Source organism: Pseudomonas sp. GW456-E7, from assembly GCF_059424105.1.
In genome coordinates this window covers 1-22,472 of sequence record NZ_JBWKZB010000037.1, presented here as the reverse complement: position 1 = coordinate 22,472, position 22,472 = coordinate 1, and the positions used below count along the sequence as shown (strand labels likewise).

Annotated in this window: 21 protein-coding genes; 14 read left to right on the top strand and 7 right to left on the bottom strand. The window is 62.3% G+C overall.

Features of this window, described 5'->3' with window-relative positions:
- Window positions 1–191: 191 nt before the first annotated feature.
- The 6 genes from kdpF to AC07YV_RS21510 all read left to right on the top strand — a co-directional run bounded on the left by kdpF (window position 192) and on the right by AC07YV_RS21510 (window position 8,268).
- Window positions 192–281 (top strand): K(+)-transporting ATPase subunit F, encoded by a 90-nt coding sequence (kdpF, locus tag AC07YV_RS21535; RefSeq protein WP_007899818.1) that lies wholly within the window; start codon window positions 192–194, stop codon window positions 279–281.
- Window positions 282–289: 8 nt separating this feature from the next.
- On the top strand, window positions 290–1,984 hold the full coding sequence (kdpA, locus tag AC07YV_RS21530) for a potassium-transporting ATPase subunit KdpA (protein WP_102700314.1): 1,695 nt from the start codon (window positions 290–292) through the stop codon (window positions 1,982–1,984).
- Window positions 1,985–1,995: 11 nt separating this feature from the next.
- Window positions 1,996–4,053 (top strand): potassium-transporting ATPase subunit KdpB, encoded by a 2,058-nt coding sequence (gene kdpB / locus AC07YV_RS21525; RefSeq protein ID WP_102700315.1) that lies wholly within the window; start codon window positions 1,996–1,998, stop codon window positions 4,051–4,053.
- Between the two features lie 142 nt (window positions 4,054–4,195).
- A complete protein-coding gene (gene kdpC, locus AC07YV_RS21520; protein WP_102700316.1) occupies window positions 4,196–4,741 on the top strand; it encodes a potassium-transporting ATPase subunit KdpC in 546 nt (181 codons plus the stop codon).
- Window positions 4,742–4,872: 131 nt separating this feature from the next.
- Entirely contained in the window at window positions 4,873–7,524 is a 2,652-nt protein-coding gene (locus AC07YV_RS21515) for a DUF4118 domain-containing protein (protein ID WP_102700317.1), read from the top strand.
- Window positions 7,525–7,572: 48 nt separating this feature from the next.
- A complete protein-coding gene (locus tag AC07YV_RS21510; RefSeq protein WP_102700318.1) occupies window positions 7,573–8,268 on the top strand; it encodes a response regulator in 696 nt (231 codons plus the stop codon).
- A gap of 137 nt (window positions 8,269–8,405) precedes the next feature.
- On the opposite strand, the gene AC07YV_RS21505 is transcribed toward AC07YV_RS21510, so the two are convergent.
- Window positions 8,406–9,443: a patatin-like phospholipase family protein gene (locus tag AC07YV_RS21505; protein WP_102700319.1), complete on the bottom strand. Its 1,038-nt coding sequence runs from the start codon at window positions 9,441–9,443 to the stop codon at window positions 8,406–8,408.
- A gap of 221 nt (window positions 9,444–9,664) precedes the next feature.
- Between AC07YV_RS21505 and AC07YV_RS21500 the strand changes: the two genes are divergently transcribed.
- The 3 genes from AC07YV_RS21500 (at window position 9,665) to AC07YV_RS21490 (ending at window position 11,756) form a co-directional block, all read left to right on the top strand.
- A complete protein-coding gene (locus tag AC07YV_RS21500) occupies window positions 9,665–9,943 on the top strand; it encodes a hypothetical protein (RefSeq protein WP_102700320.1) in 279 nt (92 codons plus the stop codon).
- Between the two features lie 100 nt (window positions 9,944–10,043).
- A complete protein-coding gene (locus AC07YV_RS21495; RefSeq protein WP_102700321.1) occupies window positions 10,044–10,802 on the top strand; it encodes a CHAD domain-containing protein in 759 nt (252 codons plus the stop codon).
- Between the two features lie 156 nt (window positions 10,803–10,958).
- Window positions 10,959–11,756 carry an acyl-CoA thioesterase gene (locus AC07YV_RS21490; RefSeq protein ID WP_007973583.1) on the top strand — a complete coding sequence of 266 codons (798 nt, stop codon included), beginning with the start codon at window positions 10,959–10,961 and terminating at the stop codon, window positions 11,754–11,756.
- Here AC07YV_RS21490 and AC07YV_RS21485 read toward each other — a convergent pair whose 3' ends face one another.
- The 3 genes from AC07YV_RS21485 to AC07YV_RS21475 all read right to left on the bottom strand — a co-directional run bounded on the left by AC07YV_RS21485 (window position 11,757) and on the right by AC07YV_RS21475 (window position 14,813).
- Complete coding sequence (locus AC07YV_RS21485) at window positions 11,757–12,122, bottom strand: Mpo1-like protein (protein WP_102700322.1); 366 nt, start codon at window positions 12,120–12,122, stop codon at window positions 11,757–11,759.
- Window positions 12,123–12,326: 204 nt separating this feature from the next.
- Window positions 12,327–13,808: a methyl-accepting chemotaxis protein gene (locus tag AC07YV_RS21480; protein WP_102700323.1), complete on the bottom strand. Its 1,482-nt coding sequence runs from the start codon at window positions 13,806–13,808 to the stop codon at window positions 12,327–12,329.
- Between the two features lie 189 nt (window positions 13,809–13,997).
- Complete coding sequence (locus AC07YV_RS21475) at window positions 13,998–14,813, bottom strand: TatD family hydrolase (protein WP_102700324.1); 816 nt, start codon at window positions 14,811–14,813, stop codon at window positions 13,998–14,000.
- 224 nt (window positions 14,814–15,037) lie between these two features.
- Here AC07YV_RS21475 and AC07YV_RS21470 point away from each other — a divergent pair, with 224 nt between their 5' ends.
- The 3 genes from AC07YV_RS21470 to AC07YV_RS21460 all read left to right on the top strand — a co-directional run bounded on the left by AC07YV_RS21470 (window position 15,038) and on the right by AC07YV_RS21460 (window position 17,554).
- Window positions 15,038–16,459: an MltF family protein gene (locus AC07YV_RS21470; RefSeq protein ID WP_102700325.1), complete on the top strand. Its 1,422-nt coding sequence runs from the start codon at window positions 15,038–15,040 to the stop codon at window positions 16,457–16,459.
- 101 nt (window positions 16,460–16,560) lie between these two features.
- On the top strand, window positions 16,561–16,995 hold the full coding sequence (locus AC07YV_RS21465) for a DoxX family protein (protein ID WP_015094020.1): 435 nt from the start codon (window positions 16,561–16,563) through the stop codon (window positions 16,993–16,995).
- 250 nt (window positions 16,996–17,245) lie between these two features.
- A complete protein-coding gene (locus tag AC07YV_RS21460) occupies window positions 17,246–17,554 on the top strand; it encodes a hypothetical protein (protein ID WP_007973571.1) in 309 nt (102 codons plus the stop codon).
- Window positions 17,555–17,557: 3 nt separating this feature from the next.
- Here the strand turns inward: AC07YV_RS21460 and greB are convergent, their stop codons facing one another.
- Genes greB through AC07YV_RS21445 form a run of 3 tightly spaced genes read right to left on the bottom strand, consistent with a single transcriptional unit; the run spans window position 17,558 to window position 21,277 of the window.
- Window positions 17,558–18,055, bottom strand: coding sequence for a transcription elongation factor GreB (greB, locus tag AC07YV_RS21455; protein WP_007973570.1), 498 nt, complete (start codon window positions 18,053–18,055; stop codon window positions 17,558–17,560).
- A 34-nt stretch (window positions 18,056–18,089) separates the two neighbouring features.
- Window positions 18,090–20,594 (bottom strand): ABC transporter permease, encoded by a 2,505-nt coding sequence (locus AC07YV_RS21450; RefSeq protein WP_102700326.1) that lies wholly within the window; start codon window positions 20,592–20,594, stop codon window positions 18,090–18,092.
- Window positions 20,594–21,277, bottom strand: a complete 684-nt coding sequence (locus AC07YV_RS21445) for an ABC transporter ATP-binding protein (protein ID WP_102700327.1) — start codon at window positions 21,275–21,277, stop codon at window positions 20,594–20,596. The genes AC07YV_RS21450 and AC07YV_RS21445 overlap by 1 nt, the downstream gene beginning before the upstream one ends.
- 10 nt (window positions 21,278–21,287) lie before the next feature.
- On the opposite strand from AC07YV_RS21445, the gene AC07YV_RS21440 reads away from it, so the two are divergent.
- Both AC07YV_RS21440 and AC07YV_RS21435 read left to right on the top strand, forming a co-directional pair.
- Complete coding sequence (locus tag AC07YV_RS21440) at window positions 21,288–21,893, top strand: arylesterase (protein ID WP_007973565.1); 606 nt, start codon at window positions 21,288–21,290, stop codon at window positions 21,891–21,893.
- Between the two features lie 56 nt (window positions 21,894–21,949).
- Window positions 21,950–22,243 (top strand): hypothetical protein, encoded by a 294-nt coding sequence (locus tag AC07YV_RS21435; protein WP_007991769.1) that lies wholly within the window; start codon window positions 21,950–21,952, stop codon window positions 22,241–22,243.
- Window positions 22,244–22,472 lie beyond the last annotated feature (229 nt).

The following is a 22,472-nucleotide window of genomic DNA, read 5'->3' as shown; positions in this document are numbered from 1 at the left end:
TTGGCGTTCCAGGTACGACCCTCGTGGTTTTTTGCGTATCGCAAGGCCTTCGCTCTCCCCGTAACCCCAGCGTAAACCCACTCTTTACGCTTTCTTTATGTCCGGCCCGCACCCTCGGTCTCGCTCCTTTACAGCCTCCTTTCCGACAATGACTCCACACGCGGCAATACGCCGTAACACGGAGAACTTCCATGAGCGTTCTGGACGGAGTGTCACTGCTGTTGGCAGTGGGGCTGTTCATTTATCTGTTGGTTGCGCTGTTGCGCGCGGACCGGAACTAGGAGCGGCTATGCACAGTTATGACTATTGGCTGATCCTCGGGTTTTTCGCCCTGGTCTTGGTCCCGGCGCCGTTTCTCGGGCGCTTCTACTACAAGGTGATGGAGGGGCAGCGCACGTGGCTGTCGCCGGTCCTGGGCCCGGTCGAACGCGGTTGCTATCGGCTGGCCGGCGTCGATCCGCACGCCGAACAGAGTTGGCAGAAGTACACCCTGGCCTTGCTCGCCTTCAACCTTGCGGGTTTCCTGCTGCTGTTCGCGATCCTGCTGTTCCAGGACCATCTGCCGCTGAACCCGCAAAACCTGCCGGGTCAGGAGTGGACGCAGGCGTTCAACACCGCCGTCAGTTTCATGACCAACACCAACTGGCAGTCCTACAGCGGCGAAGCGTCCCTGAGCTACCTGAGCCAGATGGCCGGCCTCACCGTGCAGAACTTCGTCAGCGCCGCCACCGGTCTGGCCGTACTGGTTGCGCTGTGCCGCGGCATCGGCCGCAAATCCACGGCATCGCTGGGCAACTTCTGGGTCGACATGACCCGCGCCACCCTCTACGGCCTGCTGCCGCTGTGCCTGCTGCTGGCGCTGTACCTGGTCTGGCAGGGCGTGCCGCAAACCTTCGCGCAGTATGTGAATGCGGTGACGGTGCAAGGCGTCGACCAGGTCATTCCCCTGGGCCCGGCTGCCAGCCAGATTGCGATCAAGCAATTGGGTACCAACGGTGGCGGCTTCTTCGGCGTCAACTCGGCGCATCCGTTCGAGAACCCGACGGCCTGGAGCAACCTGTTCGAAGTGGCCTCGATCATCCTGATCCCGGTGGCACTGGTGTTCACCTTCGGCCACTACGTGAAGGACCTGCGTCAGAGTCGCGCGATCATCGCCTGCATGCTGGCGCTGTTCCTGATCGGCGGCGCGACCTCGCTATGGGCTGAATACCAGCCGAACCCGACCCTGAACAACGTAGCCGTCGAGCAGACTGCGCCGCTGGAGGGCAAGGAAGCGCGTTTCGGCACTACCGCCACGGTGCTTTGGTCGGTAACCACCACGGCGGCGTCCAACGGTTCGGTCAATGGCATGCACGACAGCCTCAACCCGCTGAGCGGCATGGTCGCGCTGGTCAACATGATGGTTGGCGAGGTGATCTTCGGCGGCGTCGGTGCCGGGCTCTACGGCATGTTGCTCAACGTGCTGATCGCGGTGTTCCTCGCCGGCCTGATGATCGGTCGTACGCCGGAGTACCTCGGCAAGAAACTGCAAGCCAGGGAAGTGCAATTGCTGGTGGTGACCCTGATGGTCATGCCGATTGGCGTATTGGTGCTCGGCGCGATTGCCGCCAGCCTGCCAGGTCCGGTGGCTGCTGTGAGCAACCCGGGCGCCCACGGTTTCAGTCAGTTGCTCTACGCCTACACCTCGGCCAGTGCCAACAACGGTTCGGCGTTCGGTGGCTTCGGTGCCAACACGCCGTTTCACAACCTGATGCTGGGCCTGGGCATGTTGATCGGTCGCTTCGGTTACATCCTCCCGGTTCTGGCCCTGGCCGGCAGCCTGGCGATGAAGAAAACCGCGCCGATCGGCCAGAACAGCTTCCCGACCCACGGCCCGCTGTTCGTGACCTTGCTGACCGTGACCATTTTGCTGGTGGGTGGCCTGACCTTCCTGCCGACCCTGGCACTGGGCCCGATTGCTGAACATCTGAGCATGGCCTTCTGAGGAAGTTGAAGATGAATATGCCCGTATCCAAAACCGTCGCCGTCAAGGCGCCGGAACAACCGAAAACCGCGATCTCGGCCCTGTGGCGCCCGGCGCTGGTGCAAGCCTTCGTCAAGCTCGACCCACGGCAATTGCAACGTGCGCCGGTGATGCTGGTGGTCGAACTGACCGCGATCCTGACTACCGTGCTGTGCTTCATTCCCGATACGGCCGTACCGACCTTCGTCGCCGCGCAAATTGCCGTGTGGCTGTGGTTCACCGTGTTGTTCGCCAACTTCGCCGAAGCCTTGGCCGAAGGTCGCGGCAAGGCTCGCGCCGACAGCCTCAAGGCCGGCAGCGAAGGCTTGAGCGCCCGGCGCAAAACCAGCAATGGCACCTTCCAGGTGGTGCCGGCCACGAGTCTGCGCAAGGGCGATGTGGTGCGTGTCGAAGCTGGGGAGATGATTCCCGGTGACGGCGAAGTGCTCGAAGGCATCGCAGCGGTCAACGAAGCGGCGATTACCGGTGAATCGGCCCCGGTGATTCGCGAGTCCGGCGGCGACCGCTCGGCCGTCACCGGCAACACACGGCTGGTGTCCGACTGGCTGTTGGTGAAGATCACCGCCAACCCAGGCGAGTCGACCCTGGACCGCATGATCGCCCTGGTCGAAGGCGCCAAACGCCAGAAAACCCCGAACGAAGTGGCGCTCGACATCCTGCTGATCGGCCTGACCCTGATTTTCCTGCTGGTGGTCGTCACCCTGCAACCGTTCGCCCACTTCGCCAATGGCAGCCTGCCGCTGGTGTTCCTGGTGGCGCTGTTGGTCACCTTGATTCCGACCACCATCGGCGGTCTGTTGTCGGCCATTGGTATCGCCGGCATGGATCGTCTGGTGCGCCTGAACGTGATCGCCAAGTCCGGTCGTGCGGTGGAGGCGGCGGGGGACGTGCACGTCCTGTTGCTGGACAAGACCGGCACCATCACCTTCGGTAACCGTCGTTGCTCGGCGGTGTATGCCGCGCCAGGCGTGACAGCCAGGGAATTGGCCGAAGGCGCGTTGCTGGCGTCGCTGGCCGACGACACCGCTGAAGGCAAGTCGATCGTCGAGTACCTGCGTGGCACTCATCCGCAACCGGAGCCGTCCGCCGACGTGCTGACAGCCGTGCCATTCAGTGCCGAAACCCGCTTGTCCGGTGTTGACTATCAAGGGCGTGTGTACCGCAAGGGCGCGGTGGATTCATTGCTGGCCTTCGTCGGCCTGAAACGTGCTGACCTGGCACCGGCCTTGTCCCGCGAAATCGACAAGATCGCGCAAAGCGGCGGCACCCCCTTGCTGGTCTGCGCCGAGGGCAAGTTGCTCGGCGCGATCCACCTCAAGGACGTGGTCAAGCCCGGCATCCGCGAGCGTTTCGCCGAGTTGCGCAAGCTGGGTATTCGCACGGTCATGGTCACCGGCGACAACCCGTTGACTGCAGCCGCCATCGCCGCTGAGGCCGGTGTGGACGATGTGCTGGCGGAAGCCACGCCGGAGAAAAAACTGGCGCGCATTCGTCACGAGCAAAACGACGGTCGCCTGGTCGCCATGTGCGGCGACGGCGCCAACGATGCCCCGGCACTGGCCCAGGCGGACGTCGGCATGGCGATGAACGACGGCACGCAGGCGGCACGTGAAGCGGCCAACATGGTCGACCTCGACAGCGACCCGACCAAGTTGCTGGACGTGGTGCAGATCGGCAAGGAATTGCTGGTCACCCGCGGTGCGCTGACCACCTTTTCCATCGCCAACGACGTGGCCAAGTACTTCGCGATCCTGCCGGCGCTGTTCGCCGCGATCTACCCGCAACTGGGCGTGCTCAACGTGATGCACCTGAGCAGTCCGCAGAGCGCGATTCTGTCGGCGATCGTTTTCAACGCGTTGATCATCGTGGTGCTGATTCCCCTGGCATTGCGCGGCGTGCGCGTGCAGGCGGCGAGTGCGGCGGCATTGCTGCGACGCAATCTGCTGATCTATGGCCTGGGCGGGATCCTGGTGCCGTTCGTGGGCATCAAGGCGATCGACATGCTGTTGACGGCGTTGCATCTGGTTTGACCTGCGCGGGGTGCCAGATGCACCGCCTTCGCGAGCAGGCTCGCTCCCGCATTTGAAATGCTTTCGCCCTGTGGGAGCGAGCCTGCTCGCGAAGAATGCGACACGGTCCAATTGATTGAATTACGAATTCGAGGATTTTGAAATGCCCACATTGATACGCCCGGCCCTGAGCCTGCTGGTCCTGATGACGCTGATCACCGGCGTCGCCTATCCACTGGTGGTTACCGGCGTTGCCCAGGTCGCGTTCCCGGATCAGGCCAACGGCAGCCTGGTGCGCGATGCCGAGGGCAAGGTCCGTGGTTCCTCGCTGATCGCCCAGGATTTCGTCGGTGACGCCTGGTTCCACCCGCGTCCTTCGGCCGGTGCCTTTGCCACCGTATCGAGCAGCGCCAGCAACCTGTCGCCGAGCAACCCGGCCCTGGCCACGCGGGTGATCGACGAAGCCGGCAAGCTGCTGGTGCCCGGCCAGGGACCGGTGCCGTTGGCGCTGGTCACGACGTCGGGCAGCGGTCTCGATCCGCACTTGCCACCGGCGGCGATTGCCTATCAACTGGCGCGTGTCGCGGCGGCGCGCAATCTGCCGGTCGCGTCACTGCAACAGCTGCTGGACGTGCACATCGAGCAGCCACAGGTAGGCCCTCCGGTGGTGAATGTGCTTGAGTTGAATCTGGCGCTGGAAAAGCTTTAGGTCCGTGGTGCTGCCATTCGCGAGCAAGCCCGCTCCCACAATTGGAATGCGTACTCCTGTGGGAGCGGGCTTGCTCGCGAAGACGGTTTGACAATCACTACATCAACATCTGAAAGACGAGAACTCCAAGCATGAGCAACTCCGGCCGCGCCGACGCGCTGTTAGCAGACCTGCCCCGCGATGGCCGTGGCCGGCTCAAGGTATTTCTCGGCGCCGCGCCTGGAGTCGGCAAGACCTACGCCATGCTCCAGGCGGCCCACACCCAACTGCGTCAAGGCGTGAAGGTCATTGCCGGCGTCGTCGAAACCCATGGCCGCGCCGAAACCGAAGTACTGCTCAGCGGCTTGCCGCAGCAGCCGTTGGTGCGCTCGGAATACCGTGGTGTGTTGCTCGAAGAAATGGACCTGGACGGTCTGCTCCTCGCCAAACCGAAGCTGGTGCTGGTCGACGAGCTGGCGCACAGCAACGCACCCGGCAGCCGTCACGAAAAACGCTGGCAGGACATTCAGGAGCTGCTCGCCGCCGGCATTGATGTCTACACAACGGTCAACGTCCAGCACCTGGAAAGCCTCAACGATCAGGTGCGTGGCATCACCGGCGTGCAGGTCCGTGAAACCCTGCCGGACTGGGTGCTGCAAGAGGCCTACGAACTGCTGCTGATCGACTTGCCGCCACGGGAACTGCTCGAGCGCTTGCGCGACGGCAAGGTCTATGTGCCGGAGCAGGCGCGGGCGGCCATTGACGCGTTCTTTTCCCAGACCAACCTGACAGCCCTGCGCGAACTGGCGATGCAAACCGCGGCGGCTCAGGTCGATAACGATCTGGCCCTGGGCTATCGCCAACTCGGACAAGCGGCGCCAGCGGTGCGCGGGCGTTTGCTGGTAGGGGTGGACGGCGATGCTCAGGCCGAGCGTCTGGTACGGCATGCCAGTCGCGTGGCCCAGCGGCGGCACCTGCCCTGGAGCCTGGTGCACGTGGACAACGGTCGCGTGCGTGACGAACAGTCCCGCCTGCGCCTGCAGAGCGCCCAGCAACTGGCCGAACGCCTGGGCGGCGAAGTGGTGTTGCTGCGCGCCGGTGAGGTGGCGAAAACCCTGATCCAGCATGCCGCCGAACGGCGTGCCAGCCTGGTGCTGGTCGGCCAGTCCCGGCCGAGATTGCGCCGACGCCTGTTCGGTGGAGGGCTGGCGGCGCGGCTGCTGCGCAATGCGCGCGGACTGGAAATCAACGTTCTCGACGGCGATCACCAACAGCATCAACCCCATCAGCGGTCGATGGGGTCACTGGTCTGGTTCGACTACGCGTTGGCCGTGGTCGCGACGGTTCTGGCCAGCGCCCTGGCCTGGGCCGTGGCGAGCGTTCTGCCACTGCCCAATATTTCACTGGTGTTCCTCGCCGCCGTGTTGCTGGTGGCGGTGCGCAGCAGTCTCGGGCCGGCGCTGGCCTGTGCGGCGCTGTCGTTCCTGACCTATGACTTCCTGTTCATTCCACCGACTTTTTCTTTGAGCATCCAGCGCGAAGAAGACGTGCTGACCTTGCTGTTTTTCCTGTTGATGGCAGCCCTCACCGGCAACCTCGCGGCGCGCCAGCGCAGGCAATTGCAGGCGCTGCGCGATACCCAGGAAGAGACCACTGAATTGCTCGACCTGTCACGCAAACTGACGGCCGCCACCGACCGCCAGGCCGTGGTCAGTGCGGCCGCCCAGCACCTCAACGGTTGGAGCGACGTGCAACTGTGCCTGCTCAACCGCGACGGGCAGAGCGGCTGGAAAGTCGAAACCGGTGGCCCGCTGGAGTTCACCGAAGCTGAGCGCGCCGCCGCCGATTGGGCCTGGCAGCACGATCAACCGGCAGGTGCGGGCACCGGCACCTTGCCGTTCGGCCGCTGGTGGTGGTGGCCGTTATCGGTCGAGGACGGCCCGCTCGCGCTGCTTGGCGTGTGCGCCAAGGAAGGCCAGACCCTGAGCGGCCAGCGCCGTCGCTTGTTGACCGCGCTGAGCCAGCCGCTGGCCCAGGCGCTGGCCCGGGCGCAACTGGCCGATGATCTGGAAGCGGCGCGGCTGCACGGCGAAACCGAGCAGTTGCGCAGTGCCTTGCTGGCTTCGGTGTCCCACGATTTGCGCACACCCTTGACGTCCATGCGCGGCAGTATCGATAGCCTGCTGGCCCTGGGTGAAGCGATCCCGCTGGAGGACCGGCGTGAACTGCTCGAAGGCACCCGCGATGAAGCCGAGCGCCTTGATCGATATATCCAGAATCTGCTCGACATGACCCGCCTCGGCCACGGAGCCCTGAAGCTGGCGCGGGACTGGGTGTCACCGGCCGATATCGTCGGCAGTGCGCTCAATCGCCTGCGTGCAGTCCTTGCGCCGCTGCAAGTCAGCACCGACGTGCCGGCCGAGTTACCGCTGCTGTATGTGCACGCCGCGCTCATCGAACAGGCATTGGTCAACGTGCTGGAAAACGCCGCGCGGTTTTCGCCGCCCCACGGGCGTTTGCAATTGCGCGCCGGGTCCGACGACGGTGAGCTGTTCTTTTCGGTCAGCGATGAAGGCCCGGGGATTCCGGAGGAGGATCGGGCGAAGATTTTCGACATGTTCTACACCGCGGCGCGAGGGGATCGGGGTGGGCAGGGGACCGGGCTGGGGCTGGCGATCTGTCAGGGCATGGTCGGTGCCCATGGCGGGCGCATCAGCGTCGCCGACGGCATCGAGGGGCGCGGCACCGGCATCACGTTGCACCTGCCGCTACAGGCTCAGCCGGGATACGAGAGTGAAGCCTGATCGTGCTTGCGCTACTCTCTTGCCACTTCTTTGTGTTGATGTGAACTCATGAGCCAGACCGCGACCATCCTGGTCATCGACGACGAACCGCAGATCCGTAAGTTCCTGCGCATCAGCCTCGCTTCCCAAGGCTACAAAGTGCTGGAGGCCGGCACGGGCAGTGAAGGCCTGGCCCAGGCGGCATTGAACAAACCGGACTTGCTGGTGCTCGACCTCGGCTTGCCGGACATGGACGGCCAGCAGGTATTGCGCGATTTTCGCGAGTGGTCGACGGTGCCGGTGCTGGTGCTCTCCGTGCGCGCCGGTGAAGGGCAGAAAGTCGAGGCTCTGGATGGCGGCGCCAATGACTACGTGACCAAGCCGTTCGGCATCCAGGAATTCCTGGCGCGGATTCGTGCGTTGCTGCGCCAGGCACCGGTGGGCGAAGCCCAGCCAGCGGCGCTGAGCTTCGGTCCATTGACGGTCGACCTGGCGTATCGCCGGGTGTTGCTCGAAGGTATCGAAGTCGCGTTGACTCGCAAGGAATACGCCGTGCTGGCACAACTGGCGCGGCATCCCGGGCGAGTGATCACCCAGCAGCAATTGCTCAAGGATATCTGGGGGCCGACGCACACCGAAGACACTCACTACCTGCGCATCGTGGTCGGGCACTTGCGCCAGAAACTGGCGGATGACCCGACCCGGCCAAGGTTTATCGTGACCGAGGCGGGGGTGGGGTATCGGTTGTTGAGTGAGCAGTTTTGAAGTTTTGTGGTGACTGATCTGGCGCTTTCGCGAGCAAGCCCGCTCCCACATGGGATTTTGTGTACACCAAAGATTCACTGTGGGAGCGGGCTTGCTCGCGAAGAGGGCATTACATTCAATCGAGAACTTTCAGGCGTTCAATTCTGCTCATTCTCATACCGATCCAGCGTATCGCGCGCAATCTCCCGTCCCAGCGCGATCAGCTCCGGCGCCTTGTAGAACTCGAAAAACCGGCACACGCGCTTGGGCACGTTGATCAGGATGTCCGGCGGATACCCGGCAATCTTGTACTGCGCCAGCGACGTCTGCATCACCTCGAAACTCTGGTTGATCAAGTCGAGCAAGGACGCCGGTCCGACGTTGTCGATGATGAACGAACCGGTGGCGGAGCGGGGCGCGCCACTGGCTTCCGGGGCGGCCGCGGGTTGCTGTGCTTCGGGCTCGGCGGACTCGATCCACGGGTTGAAATCCGCCCCTTCGGCTTTCAACGCTTCCTGTTCCAGGATCAACAATTGTTCAGCCTGTTTACGCCGGAACGGCAACTTCGAGCCGACAGAGCTGATCAGGTTGTCGAAGCGGGTCTTGAACGCGGCGGGGCGCTGGATCACCGGCAATTGGTAGTGGCGCTGGTTGGTGGAGTTGAGGTTGACCGCGATGATCAGGTCGCAATGGCTCGACACCACCGGCACGATCGGCAGCGGGTTGAGAATGCCGCCATCGACCAGCATGCGGTTGCCTTGCATCACCGGGGTGAACAGGCTGGGAATCGCTGCCGAGGCGCGCATCGCCTGGTGCAGGCAACCTTCCTGGAACCAGATTTCCTGCTGGTTGGTCAGGTCGGCGGCAACGGCGGTATAGGGGATGCGCAAGTCTTCGATGTTGATCTCGCCGACGATCTTGCGAATCTGCCCGAACACCTTCTCGCCACGAATCGCCCCCAGACGAAAACTGACGTCCACCAGGCGCAACACGTCGAGGTAATCCAGGCTCTCGATCCAGTCGCGGTATTCATTGAGTTTGCCGGCGGCGTAGATCCCGCCCACCACCGCGCCCATGGAGCAACCGGCGATACAGGCAATGTCATAGCCGCGCCGTTCGATCTCTTCAATGACCCCAATATGTGCGTAACCCCGGGCTCCACCCGAGCCCAATACCAGCGCGACACGCTTTTTCATGAATCGCCCTCGTTTGAATGCTTCAACAATGCACCTATCGAGGGCCATGCTTCAATCGTCATGGTCGTTCGAGGGGGCAAGAGCGTCGTATTTTCGACACTCCATGGCGGCACAGGGTTGTTCTCGTCAGCGTTATAGTTCGCACAGCGGACCAACGGCACTTTTCAGGTGCCACACCGTCTTACCTGCATGACTGTTGACCTATTTTTGAGGAGTAAGTGATGAAAGCCTGGATCTGCGTGCCATTGATTGCCCTGGCGCTCGCCGGTTGTGCTGGAAAGACCACCTACCGCGACAGTTGCGGTAGTAACCTGGATGCGGCATGGCATGAACTGGACCTGGCCAAAGTCGAAGGTTTCGCCGGGACCGTCAGCTACTCCAAGGCCCTGTCGCTGTTGACCGCGGCCAAGACACAACAGCAATTCGAAGGATTCGAAGGCTGCACCAGGAAAGCCGAGAAGGCTCGTTTCTATATCCGTGAATCGCGCGCGGGGCGTTGAAGGCAAAAAGCAGCTGCAGGCTCTAAGCTACGAGTTGCAAGACTCATCGGGCTTGCAGCTCGTAGCTTGCAGCCTGGCGCTGTTTACGGAGTAAACCCCCATGATCGATCGGCTGGTGGCTCATATCCTGGGCCTTGAAGTTCGTCTGCTGGCCTGTCAGGCCCGCTTGAGAGAGCGTACTGACCCTGAAGCTTTACACGATCTGCGCACCACCATGCGTCGGTTACGCAGCCTGTTGCGACCCTTGCGAGGGTTACCCGGTGTCGAACAACTGGAAGCGGCCGCCTCACGGGTGGGCGATCTGACTACGCCGTTACGTGATCGCGAAGTGCTGGCGGCGTACCTGCTTCAACACGGTCAACCCCGAGCTGCACATTCGCGAATGGCGCAAATGGCCGAAGCCTATCCGGCCGTGGCGGCCAGTCCCGAGCTCGCGCGGTTGCTGATCGTCCTCGATGCGTTCCCGCGTTTTCTGCGCGCTGCACAGCGCCAGGGATTGCTCAAGGGCCTGCGCAAGCACATCGAAAAACGCCTGGGCAAACAGTGGAAAAAACTCGACGAAGCACTGCACGACCCTGCCCACGACCGTCATCGGCTACGCCTGCTGATCAAGCGCGTACGCTATGGCATCGACGCTTACCCCGAGCTGGACCGTTTGCCGAAAGCGGCCATGCCCCGATTGAAATCAGCCCAGGGCGCGCTGGGTGACTGGCACGATTGCGTGCAATGGCTGGCCATGGCTGAGCAGGAAGCGGATTTGCAGCCCTGTGTCGCGATCTGGACAGCCACCATGGCCGAGGCAGAAAGCCGGGCGGACCGGGTGCTGGAAAAGCTCAGTCGCGATTGCTTCAAATCCTGAGACCCCTCGCTCCCACATGGGCTCAATGTTGGCCATGGATTTTGTGTTCGAGCCAAGCACGACTTATCTGTCAGTCAATTTGTCCGGAATAGGCGATGTATCCACCTCGCCAGATGGTTAACATCCCCTCATCTTTTTCCGATCCCTGAGGTTTTCATGCGTTTTTCCGAACTGCTTGACGCTGTCCGTAGCCAGCCGCTGGAGCTGTCCATTCCGGCCTCCTGGGGCCAGGGGCGCGCCAGTTTCGGTGGCGTAGTGGCGGCTTTGCAGTACGAAGCCATGCGTGCCCGGGTGCCAGCGGATCGCCCGGTGCGCTCATTGGCGATCACCTTTGTCGGCCCGGTTGAGCCCGAGGTTCCAGTCAGCTTTGAAGTCGACGTATTGCGCGAAGGCAAGGCGGTCAGCCAGGTGTTGGGCCGGGTGATGCAGAAGGGGCAGGTGGTGACGTTGATCCAGGGGAGCTTTGGCGCTTCACGCCCTTCGGTAGTGGCCGTGGCCGCTGAACCCGCACCTGAAATGAAGCACTGGGACGAGTGCCAGGAATTGCCTTTTGTCGAAGGCGTCATCCCGGAGTTCATGCGACACCTGGCGATGCGCTGGAGTGTAGGCGGACTGCCGTTCAGCGGTAGCACATCGCGGCAAATGGGTGGTTGGGTGCGCTTGCGCGGCGATGTCAAGGAAGAGGCCATCAGCGAGGCGCATATCCTCGCGCTGGTGGACGCCTGGCCGCCGGCCCTGATGCCGTTTTTGAAGAAGCCAGCGATGGGCAGCACGCTGACCTGGACCATCGAGTTCGTGCAACCGCTGCTGGAATTGACCACCCTGGACTGGTGCAAATATCTCGTCGAGACCGAGCACGCCGCGGACGGCTACGGACATGCCGCCGCCAAAATGTGGAGCGCCGATGGCCGGTTGATCGCCATGAGCCGGCAGACGGTGACGGTGTTCGCCTGATCAGTGCCGACGGTGGCGTTCGCGCCAGGCGCGCCACCAGCCACCGCTGAGGAAGAATCGCGGAAAGGTCAGAAACTGCTCGACCAACAGGCGCGATATTGCATCCTTGCGGTCACTGAACGGCTCGGCGGCTTGCGTCTCCATGCTGTGGCCGTGGCGTTGCAAGGCCATCGCCGCAATCACGCCGATCACGCCAATGGCGATGTTGCCCAGGCTCAGGCTGAAGACCCCGGATACGATCAGCAGAAACGCCACGATGAACAGCGGCACCGCGATCAGGTGCAACACCAGATTGGTCGGGTGCTGATGATTGTTCGGGTACGCTCGCCATTGCCAGGCGGGAAGGTTGGGGTGACGTTTGCCCATGATGCTGATCCTCGATCCATGTTGAACACATGTAATGAAGAATAGGCCCGGTCAATGCCGGCGGCGAATCAAGGCTGGCTATTGGCTTGATAGGCGCCATGTTCAAGTTTGATGTGGGTTCGACTGACGCCTTCGCGAGCAGGCTCGCTCCCACAGGGCATACATAGATCCCTTGTGGGAGCGAGCCTGCTCGCGAAAAGGCCCTCAGAGTTTGAGCTGACCTATCGCCTTGCTCAACTCCCCGGCCAGCGCCGCCAGCTCATTGCTGGTGGTCGCTGAAGATACCGTCTGCTGCACCGTGTTCTCGGTCACGTCACGGATGCTCACCACCGCCCGGTTCATCTCTTCCGCCACCTGGCTCTGCTGCTCGGCCGCCACGGCGATCTGCGTGTTGCTTTCACGCATCTGTGCCACTGCGCCGGTGATTTCGGCCAGGGCCGCGCCGGCCTCTTGGGCTTGTCGTACGCAGTCATCGGCCTTGAACGAGCTCTCTTGCATGAAATCCACGGCGTCCCGCGTCCCGGCCTGCAGCGCCGAGACCATGATCGTGATTTCGTCCGTGGAGGCTTGCACGCGTTTGGCGAGGTTACGTACTTCATCGGCGACTACCGCAAAGCCGCGCCCCATCTCGCCGGCCCGGGCCGCTTCGATGGCGGCGTTAAGCGCCAGCAGGTTGGTCTGTTCGGCGATGCTGTGAATCACATTGACCACGCCGTTGATCTTCTGGCTGTCCTCGGCCAGGCGTTGAATCATCTCGGCGGTCTGCTGCACGCCGGTGGACAGCCCGGCAATCGAGCGCTGCACCCGCGTCACCACTTCCTGGCCACTACCGGCCAGGGTATCGGCCGATTGTGAAAGGTCACGGGTGGCGCCCGCGTGTTGGGCGATGTGATAGACCGTGGCGGTCATTTCATTGATCGCCGTGGCGGCCTGATCGGTTTCGCTTTGCTGACCGAGCATGCCGTGGCGCACTTCATTCATGCTCGCCGCCAGCCGTGCAGCGCCGGTGTCCAGTTGCCGGGCGGTGCTGGCGACGGTATTGACCACCCGTTGATATCCGGCCTGCATGGCGTTGAAGGCGTTGGCCATCTGCCCGACTTCGTCGCTGCAAGCCAATGGCACGCGGGCCGCCAGGTCGCCGGTTTTCTCCACGTGCAACATGACGTCCTTCAAGGTGTTGAGCTGGCTGAGCAGGAAGCGGATCAACAACTGCGATGCGCCGAGCATGGCCAGCATCAGGATGAACACCGCCACCGCGTAGTTAGCGAAACGCTCGCTGAACACCTGGCTCAGGCTTGGGCCGTGGGCGATCACGGCGACCCGCTGCCCGTCAGCGCGCGTGAATACTTCGGCGCCCATCAACGGGTTGTCACCGAACAGCGGCATCACGTTGATCTCGACCCAGCCGTTTGCATTGATGAGCTCGGGAATGGGTTCTTCAAGCAGCGAAGGCACTTGTCCGCGATTGAACGTCAGCAGGTTATCGATGTTGGGCAGCGGTTGCCCGGCGGGCCAGGCTTCGAGCAATCGCGCCTGGGCCTGGGCCGAAGCCTGGGATGCGTGACTGCGGGCCTGCTGCTCAAGCTGCACCGCGTACAGCACCAACAACAGGGTGGTGACGAACGCGACGGCGTTGACCGCCCAGAATTTGTATTTCAGCGAGATATTGCTAAGCCAGGCACCCATGGAGGTCTTCTCTGATAGCGGAAACAGTTTTGGCAAGGTGCCATTATTGTGCCGCTACTCAGGTGGCTGGTTCTTGATGCAGATCAATTTCAAACCGTGGGAGCGAGCTTGCTCGCGATTGCGGTTTTTCAGTCACATCCGTACCGAATGTGTTGCCGCCATCGCGAGCAAGCTCGCTCCCACAGGGATTTATGGTGAACAGGAGATCAATGGCAGGCCATAAAACGCGCGTGCACAGGCTGTGGTGTGCGCCGCCAGATCCTCCTGGCTTTCCCCGCGATGCAGTGCCACTTCGCGCAATACTTCGGTCAGGTACGCCGGCTCGTTTCGCCCATTTTTCGGCTTGGGGCGCAGGCTGCGCGGCAGCAGGTACGGTGCATCGCTTTCGAGCATCAGGCGTCCGCGCTTGATCTCCTTGACCAGCGGATGCAAATGCGTGCCCCGGCGCTCGTCGCAGATCCAGCCGGTAACGCCGATGTGGAGGTCGAGGTCGAGGTAGCTGAACAGCGCCTTCTGCTCCCCGGTGAAGCAGTGCACCACCGCGGCCGGCAATTGGTCGCGGAAGTCGCGAAGGATTTCCAGCAAACGCTGACTGGCGTCGCGTTCGTGCAGAAAAACCGGCAGCTGCAATTCGACGGCCAAGGCCAGATGTTCTTCGAGGACCTTTTCCTGCTGCGGGCGCGGCGAGAAATCACGGTTGAAATCCAGCCCGCATTCGCCGACGGCCACCACATTCGGCTCCTTGAGCAAGCTGCGCAGACGGCGGGCGCTGTCGGCGTTCCAGTCGCTGGCGCAGTGAGGGTGAATACCGGCGGTGGCGAACAGGCGCTGATTGCTTGCGTCCAGTTGCTGGCACAGCTCAAGGGCCTGTTCGCTGCCCTCGACACTGGTGCCGGTCAGCACCAGTTGGCACACGCCGGCCGCGTAGGCGCGGTCGAGTACGGCCTGGTGTTTGTCGGCAAAACTGGCGTTGGTCAGGTTGACGCCGATATCGATGAGTTGCATGGTGCTACCTCGGCCCAAAGGCCGGAAAGCATATCAGAGCCGTGGATTTATAAGAAAAGCCAAGAACTACAACGGGTTAACGCTGTCTCTTGAGCCGCGGACCAGGCTCGGTTGGTAGTTTTGCCATCATTGTGCCAGTCTTTCGTGCGTTGTCAGCGCCCTGGATGCCCTGTTTTTGTCGCCGCGCTTCATTGAAGCGGCCCCGTATTCTTTCCGGAGAGTGGATGATTCGTCCCTCGGTTTTGCTACTGCTGTGTTGTTCGCTGCTACTGCCGATGACGGCGGTCGCGCGTCTGCCCGGGCCGCTGCAAGCCGTACCGGCCAGCGAAGTGCGCGACCTTGCGCAGATCCGCAGCAGTCGTGTGCTGCGGGTGCTGGTCAACCAGAGCCGCAACAGTTCCGGCGAAGTCCAGGGGCAGGCGATCGGGGTTGAATACCATCGCCTGAGAGCGTTCGAGCAATACCTCAACGGCCACGCCCGTGACGGTCAGGAAATCACCCTCAAGATCATTCCCAAGGCCAAGGATCAACTGCTCGGCGCCTTGCAGCGAGGGGAGGGCGATCTGGTGGCGCCAGGCGAGTTGCTCGATCTGCAACCGGGCTTCGCCGTCAGCACCAGTGAGCCGGTTGCCAGCAACATCCCGTTGGTCCTGGTGGGCATCAAGGGCGAACGCCGCTACACCCGGCTTGAACAGCTCTCCGGCAAGACCCTGGCGCTACCCGCTGGCAGCGCCGCCGGGGATGCCGTCAGCCAGATCAATCAAAAGCTCGCCCTGCACAAACTGCCGCCGGTCAACATCGAGTGGGTCGATCCGAGCCTTGCCGTCGAGGACGTACTGGAGATGGTCCAGGGCGGAATCTTTCACCTGACCATTGTCGAGCAGCCGATTGCCGAACGCTGGGGCAAGATCCTGCCCAAGCTGCGTTTCGACAAGCAGGTCGTCATCAGCGAGCCGGGTGAAGAGTTCTGGTTCGTGCGCCGCGATGCGTCGATGCTGCGGGCCAGCATTGATCGCTTCCTCACCGTCTACAAAAAGCCATCGGATCAGGACGCTGCATTCCTGCGCATCTATCGCCGTCTCTATCAAGTGCACTATCCACTGGCCAAGGCGGACCGGCAGCGCCTGGAAAAACTCCGCCCGGTGCTGCAGAAACACGCCGATGCCCAGGGCATGGACTGGCTGAACCTGGCGGCGCTGGCCTTCAAGGAGTCCGCGTTGCAGCCCACCGCCCGCAGCGGCGGCAGCCCGACCGGCCTGATGCAGATCACGCCTTCTGCGGCGCAGCGGGTGGGGGTCAGCAACATTCAGGACGTAGACGGCAATGTGCAGGCCGGGGCCAAGTACCTGGCGATGATCCGGCGCAAGTTCTTTGCCAGCCCGAAACTCAACGAGCGCGAACGCATGGCCTTCGTGTTGGCGGCCTACAACATCGGGCCGGAGCGGGTTCAGGGCATGCGCACCGAAGCCCGGCGGCGCGGCTTGAATCCCAACCAGTGGTTCTTCCAGGTCGAACGCGTGGCCATGGAACAGGTGGGTATGGGGCCCGTCAGCTATGTTAATAGCGTGAACAAGTATTACTTGGCGTTCGACCGGGAGCGGGAGTCGTTGGAGCCCCAGGGACAAAAGGTTGTCTCTCGCAAATGATCAACTAATCTGATTGTAATGGTGGGTTTTTTCCGCTTTTAACATGTGATTTATTGATTAATATGGCCGCCAACCAACACACTGACAAGGAATGAAACAGCATGAGCACTCTGATCAACAAGGTACTGTTTACCCGCGCCGGCTACGGCCTGACCGTTCTGCGCATCGTGGTCGGCATTGTTTTCGCCGCTCACGGCGCGCAAAAACTCTTCGGGGCATTCGGTGGTTATGGTCTGGCCGGAACCGCGCAGTACATGGAAAGCCTCGGACTGACGCCGGGTTACCTGATGGCGGCACTGGCGGGCGGCACCGAATTCTTCGCCGGTTTGGCGCTGATCATCGGCTTGCTGGTACGCCCGGCTGCATTGGGCCTGATTTTCCTGTCGCTGGTCGCGATTTTCTCGGTGCACATCAGCAACGGACTGTTCATGGCCAACAACGGTTATGAATTCGCCCTGGCCTTGCTCGGTGGCAGTATCGCGGTATTGATCGAAGGTGCGGGCAAACTCTCGGCGGACCGTGTCATCGCCGGTTGACCGCTCTGGCTCAACAAAAAAAGGCCCGCATCGTGCGGGCCTTTTTTTGTTGAGCGTCATTCTTGACACTGTCCAGTCAGCTTCTCTAGGATGTTGCTCATGCGCCGATTTAAACAGCTACTTGCGGGGCGCCAGGTGACTCATCCAGTTGCCGATAGAAGCCGAAACAGGCTTCGAAATACCGCTAAAGCGCTGGTTCGGTGTTGCCTCTCACCTGCCATGCAGACTTTTGAGGCAGAGACACGACACAATGAATGCACTAAACCCGGTTGTACGTCCCGCGCCGATCACGGCACATCTCACCCAGCGCAATCCAAAAATCCTGCTTGGCGGCAAACATCAGCCGACGCTCTTGCGTTATCTCGATGGCTGGCCCCGTCGTACCGGCGGTCCCGCTGCCTTTCTGATCCAGTTTGTCGAAGACGGTGAGTCCCTCGCGCGTTTCGCTGACGACAGTTTTGATCTGGCAGTGATTCAATCCCCCAGCCTCGAAGACGCTCCCGAGGTGATCAGGCAACTGACCCGCGTTGCCCGGCAAGGGCTGATCACCCGCCCTTGAGTTTTACGGGTAGTCGATCGCCACGATATAGACACACTGCTCACCGGTCGGTGTCTGGACCCGGACTTCGGCGTCCAGTGCCTTGCCGATCAGGGCTCGGGCCAATGGCGAGTCAATGCTGATCAGGCCTTGTTTGAGGTCCAGTTCATCCGGTCCGACAATGCGGTAGCGCGACTCTTTGCCATCCTCGTCCTCGATCGTGACCCAGGCGCCGAAATACACCTTGTTCGGATCGCTGGGTTTTTCGCTGACAACCTTGAGTGCTTCCAGGCGTTTGGTGAGAAAACGCACGCGGCTGTCGATCTCTCGCAGCATCTTTTTGCCGTAGGTGTACTCGGCGTTCTCCGAGCGATCACCCTGTGCCGCGGCTTCGCTGACGGCCTGGGTCACCTGGGGCCGACGCACATGCCACAGCTCATGGAATTCGGCGCGCATCCGCGCTTCACCCTCGGGGGTGATCAGCGCGGTGCCGGCGGTGCGGGGAGGGCGGTAACGGCTCATGGCAACTTCTTGTGGGGGAGACGGCTGGAGTCTATCAACCCTCGCGCAGGACTGTCAGCGGGCTGGCGTTCAATGCCCGACGGGTGCCGAACACACCGGCACCGCCGATCAGCACCGCGCCCAGCAGTGGCAGCAGCAACAGCCAAGGATGCGGATGCCACGGCAGGTCAAAGGCATAGCGGTAGAGCACCAGGCTCACCAGTTCCGAGCCCAATGCCGCCAGCAAACCGCTGACCGCACCCAGCAAACCGAACTCGATGCGTCGTGCCTTGACCAGCAATTGCCGTTCGGCCCCCAGCGCGCGCAGCAGCGCACCTTGGCGAATGCGTTCGTCCAGCGTCGCCTGCAGGCCGGAAAACAGCACCGCCATCCCTGCCGCCAACACAAACAACAATACATACTCCACCGCCAGGGTGACCTGGGCAAGGATGCTGCGCAGTTGTTCCAGCAAGGCTTCGACCTGCAGGATCGTCACCGCCGGGAAGGCTCTGGACAGGTCGACGATCTGCTGGTCATGACCCGGTGCCAGATAGAAGCTGGTCAGGTAAGTCGCCGGCAGATCCTTGAGGGTGCCAGGCTGGAAGATCATGAAAAAGTTCGGCTGGAAGTTGTCCCAGTTGATCTCCCGCAGGCTGGTGACTTTCGCCTCGCGATTGACCCCGCCAACGCTGAAAACCAGGTGGTCGCCGAGCTTGAGTTTCAGGCTTTCAGCGACCTTGCCTTCCACCGACACGCCGGGAACATCGTCTGGCGTTTGTTCGTTCCACCAATTGCCCGCCGTGAGCTTGTTGCCCTCCGGCAGGTCCGCGGCCCAGGTCAGGCTCAGGTCGCGCTGGATAGCCCGGTCGCCGGCCGATTCCTTGGTGACGATCTGCTGCACCGGTTCGCCGTTGATACTGATCAAGCGCCCAGGCACCACCGGGTACAAGGGGGCCGATTTTGCCGACACGGCGATCAGGTGATCGGTGAAAGCCTGTTTATCTGCAGGCAGGATGTTCAGGGCGAAGTAATTGGGGGCGTTTTTCGGCAGCTGGTTCTGCCAGGTATCCAGCAATTCGCCGCGCAGCAGCGCAATCAGCGCCATCGACAGCAGGATCAGGCCGAACGCCAGGGACTGTCCTGCGGCAGCGAGCGGATGACGCAGCAATTGCCCGAGCCCCAGGCGCCAGGGCAATGACGCACGCGCGAGCAAGCGCCGCAGACTCTTCAACAAGAGCAACAACAAACCGCCCAGCACCAACGCTGCAATCACGCCACCGCCAAGCAGGGCAAAGGTCAGCACCAGGTCCAGGCTCAGGCGCCACATGATCAGGGCGAGGGCGCCCAGCGCTGCACCGTAGACCATCCAGGTGCTGGAAGGAATCGGCAGCATGTCCCGGCGCAGCACGCGCAATGGCGGAACCCGGCCCAGAGCCGCCAGCGGCGGCAAGGCGAAACCGGCCAGGGCCACCAGGCCGGTGCCGATCCCGGCGACGGCCGGAAACAGTCCGCCCGGAGGTACGTCGGTCGGCAGCAAGTCGTGCAGCAGGGCAAACAACCCCAGTTGTGCGAGCCAGCCGAGGAGGGCGCCGCTGATGCTGGCCAGAAGCCCGAGCACAGTCAGTTGCAGGCCGAACAACACCAGGGTTTCCCGGCGCGACAGTCCGAGGCAGCGCAGCAAGGCACTGGCATCGAATCGGCGGGTGGCGAAGCGGGTCGCCGACAACGCCACCGCCACGCCGGACAGCAACACTGCCACCAGGCTGGCCATGTTCAGGTAGCGTTCGGCCTTGCCCAGGGCGCCGCCGATCTGCCGGTTGCCATCCCGGGCGTCCTGCAAGCGCTGGTTGGCGGCGAGTCCCGGTTTGATCAGTTGCCGATACGTCTCGAGTGCCTGGGCATTGCCTCGCCATAACTCGCGATAGCTGACCCGGCTGCCGGGTTGCACCACGCCGGTTGCCGCAAGGTCGCCGAGATTGATCAGCACCCGCGGCGTCAGGCTGTAGAAATTGCCGGCGCGGTCGGGCTCGTAGGTCAGCACCCGCACCAGTTTCAAGGTTTTCATGCCGACATCGATGCTGTCGCCGATCTTCAGGTCCAGGGCGGTCAGCAGGCGTGCCTCGACCCAGGCTTCACCGGGTTGCGGTCCGCCACCGGCGGTTTCCGTGGCGAACGGGGCGGGTGCGCTTTTCAGTTCGCCGCGTAGCGGGTAGGTGTCATCGGCGGCCTTGATGCTGGACAACTGGATGCCGTTGTCGGTGGCGATGACGCTGGAAAACTCCACCACCTGTGCATGTTGCAGTCCCAGCTCCGTGCCGCTTCTTATCTGTTCGGGGCGTGCGGGCGAACTGCCTTCGAGGAGCAGGTCGGCACCGAGAAACTCAGTGGCGCGCAGCATCATGGCGCCATTCAGGCGGGCGCCGAAATAGCCAATGGCAGTGCTCGCGGCCACGGCCACCAGCAAGGCAAAAAACAAGACACGCAATTCACCGGCGCGGGCGTCGCGCAGCAATTGGCGGATGGCGAGACTGAACAGGCGCAACAGCGGCAGGCGTACCATCAAGGCTCCACAGGGGCGACCAGCAGGCCGGCTTCAAGACGGATCAGGCGCCGGCACCGATGGGCCAGGCGTTCATCGTGGGTCACCAGCACCAGGGTCGTGCCGCGTTCCTTGTTGAGTTCGAACAGCAAGTCGCTGATGCGCTCGCCGGTGTGGCTGTCGAGGTTGCCGGTCGGTTCGTCGGCGAACAGCACATCGGGTTCGGCGGCAAACGCGCGGGCAATCGCCACGCGTTGTTGCTCGCCCCCGGAGAGCTGGCGCGGCGAATGCGTCAGGCGCTGGCCGAGTCCGACACGCTGGAGTAACTCGGTAGCGCGTTCGCGGGCGTCTTTGCGGCCATCGAGCTCCAGCGGCAGCATGACGTTTTCCAGGGCATTGAGACTGTCGAGCAGCTGAAACGATTGAAAGACAAAACCCACGTGCTCGGCGCGGATGCGCGCACGCTGGTCTTCATCGAGGTTGCTCAGGCCCTGCCCGGCGAGGGTGACTTCGCCACTGCTCGGCAGGTCGAGACCGGCGAGCAGGCCCAGCAGGGTGGATTTGCCGGAACCGGAAGCGCCGACGATGGCCAGGCTGTCGCCCTTGTTCAGTTCCAGGCTGAGTTCGTGCAGGATGGTCAGTTCACCTTCCGCGCTGGGAACCACTTTGCTAAGGTCCTTCGCGATGAGAATGCTTGCGCCCATGGAGAGTCCGATGCGTGTCTGGTTTTTGAGTGCTGGCCTGGCCTTGATGTGCATGGCCCAAAACGCAGCGGCGGGTACAGTCCTGATCGTTGGCGATAGTATCAGCGCCGGTTTCGGGCTGGATACCCGGCTGGGGTGGGTGTCGCTGCTTGAACAGCGGCTCAGGCGCGAAGGTTTCGACGACAAAGTGATCAATGCGTCCATCAGTGGCGACACCAGTGCCGGAGGCCAGGCGCGCCTGCCCGCGCTGCTTGCAGAGCATAAACCGGAACTGGTGATCCTCGAGTTGGGGGGCAATGACGGCCTGCGCGGCTTGCTGCCAACTCAATTGCAACAAAATCTTGCCTCGATGATCGACAGCTCCCGGGCCAGCGGTGCCAAAGTTCTGTTGCTCGGCATGCAATTGCCACCCAATTACGGTGCGCGTTACACCAAGGCGTTCGCCGAGGTCTACAGCAACCTGGCCGATGAGAAAAAGATCCCGCTGGTGCCGTTTTTCCTTGACGGTGTGGGTGGTCATCCGGAGTTGATGCAGGCCGACGGCATACACCCGGCGGCCGGGGCCCAGGACAAGTTGCTGGAAAATGTCTGGCCTACTCTAAAACCGCTGTTATGACACTTTTCTAGACGCAGGCTTTCGGCTAAGGTGGCGCCCCCGATTTGGAGCCCCCGATGCCGCGTCCCGCCTGGTCACTCTTTGCCTATCAACTGATCGAGCCTGACGAACAGCTGGATCTGTTCGCCTGCCAGGAAGTGCGGGTGCATCTGGTGACCCGTCAGCTGGAGTTGGGGGGCTCGGCGGACCGGACCTTGTGCGGCAGCCTGTTACCGGCTTCGCCTCGCTGGTCGAGTGTTGATCGCCGGGTGTTTCAGGATCAGCGGTTGTGTTCGTTGTGCAGGGCCATTCTTGAGTCGCAGAAGCGGGGGACGTCGCCGATCTGGCCTGAATTGCGGTTTGAGCTTTGATCCTTAGTTGTGCGCTTGTCTTTTGCTGACTGGGTACATATCCGTTTTTTAGGTAACGGCGGCTTATGGTTTCGCCCTTACGGCGAGTCACTTTTAACAAGCGCCTTAAAAGTAACCAAAAGCGCTCGCCCCTTACGTACGGCCCCTCGCTAAGGCTCGGGGTTCCTTCGCTCCGGTGTCCATCCGGGGGCATTGCCCTCCGGTCGGCTTCGCTTCGACCTACATGCAA

What these genes read in the sequence shown, in the direction of transcription:
- kdpF (WP_007899818.1), top strand. Translation starts at nt 192, where the DNA reads ATGAGCGTTCTGGACGGAGTGTCACTGCTGTTGGCAGTGGGGCTGTTC.
- kdpA (WP_102700314.1), top strand. Translation starts at nt 290, where the DNA reads ATGCACAGTTATGACTATTGGCTGATCCTCGGGTTTTTCGCCCTGGTC.
- kdpB (WP_102700315.1), top strand. Translation starts at nt 1,996, where the DNA reads ATGAATATGCCCGTATCCAAAACCGTCGCCGTCAAGGCGCCGGAACAA.
- kdpC (WP_102700316.1), top strand. Translation starts at nt 4,196, where the DNA reads ATGCCCACATTGATACGCCCGGCCCTGAGCCTGCTGGTCCTGATGACG.
- AC07YV_RS21515 (WP_102700317.1), top strand. Translation starts at nt 4,873, where the DNA reads ATGAGCAACTCCGGCCGCGCCGACGCGCTGTTAGCAGACCTGCCCCGC.
- AC07YV_RS21510 (WP_102700318.1), top strand. Translation starts at nt 7,573, where the DNA reads ATGAGCCAGACCGCGACCATCCTGGTCATCGACGACGAACCGCAGATC.
- AC07YV_RS21505 (WP_102700319.1), bottom strand. Translation starts at nt 9,443, where the DNA reads ATGAAAAAGCGTGTCGCGCTGGTATTGGGCTCGGGTGGAGCCCGGGGT.
- AC07YV_RS21500 (WP_102700320.1), top strand. Translation starts at nt 9,665, where the DNA reads ATGAAAGCCTGGATCTGCGTGCCATTGATTGCCCTGGCGCTCGCCGGT.
- AC07YV_RS21495 (WP_102700321.1), top strand. Translation starts at nt 10,044, where the DNA reads ATGATCGATCGGCTGGTGGCTCATATCCTGGGCCTTGAAGTTCGTCTG.
- AC07YV_RS21490 (WP_007973583.1), top strand. Translation starts at nt 10,959, where the DNA reads ATGCGTTTTTCCGAACTGCTTGACGCTGTCCGTAGCCAGCCGCTGGAG.
- AC07YV_RS21485 (WP_102700322.1), bottom strand. Translation starts at nt 12,122, where the DNA reads ATGGGCAAACGTCACCCCAACCTTCCCGCCTGGCAATGGCGAGCGTAC.
- AC07YV_RS21480 (WP_102700323.1), bottom strand. Translation starts at nt 13,808, where the DNA reads ATGGGTGCCTGGCTTAGCAATATCTCGCTGAAATACAAATTCTGGGCG.
- AC07YV_RS21475 (WP_102700324.1), bottom strand. Translation starts at nt 14,813, where the DNA reads ATGCAACTCATCGATATCGGCGTCAACCTGACCAACGCCAGTTTTGCC.
- AC07YV_RS21470 (WP_102700325.1), top strand. Translation starts at nt 15,038, where the DNA reads ATGATTCGTCCCTCGGTTTTGCTACTGCTGTGTTGTTCGCTGCTACTG.
- AC07YV_RS21465 (WP_015094020.1), top strand. Translation starts at nt 16,561, where the DNA reads ATGAGCACTCTGATCAACAAGGTACTGTTTACCCGCGCCGGCTACGGC.
- AC07YV_RS21460 (WP_007973571.1), top strand. Translation starts at nt 17,246, where the DNA reads ATGAATGCACTAAACCCGGTTGTACGTCCCGCGCCGATCACGGCACAT.
- greB (WP_007973570.1), bottom strand. Translation starts at nt 18,055, where the DNA reads ATGAGCCGTTACCGCCCTCCCCGCACCGCCGGCACCGCGCTGATCACC.
- AC07YV_RS21450 (WP_102700326.1), bottom strand. Translation starts at nt 20,594, where the DNA reads ATGGTACGCCTGCCGCTGTTGCGCCTGTTCAGTCTCGCCATCCGCCAA.
- AC07YV_RS21445 (WP_102700327.1), bottom strand. Translation starts at nt 21,277, where the DNA reads ATGGGCGCAAGCATTCTCATCGCGAAGGACCTTAGCAAAGTGGTTCCC.
- AC07YV_RS21440 (WP_007973565.1), top strand. Translation starts at nt 21,288, where the DNA reads ATGCGTGTCTGGTTTTTGAGTGCTGGCCTGGCCTTGATGTGCATGGCC.
- AC07YV_RS21435 (WP_007991769.1), top strand. Translation starts at nt 21,950, where the DNA reads ATGCCGCGTCCCGCCTGGTCACTCTTTGCCTATCAACTGATCGAGCCT.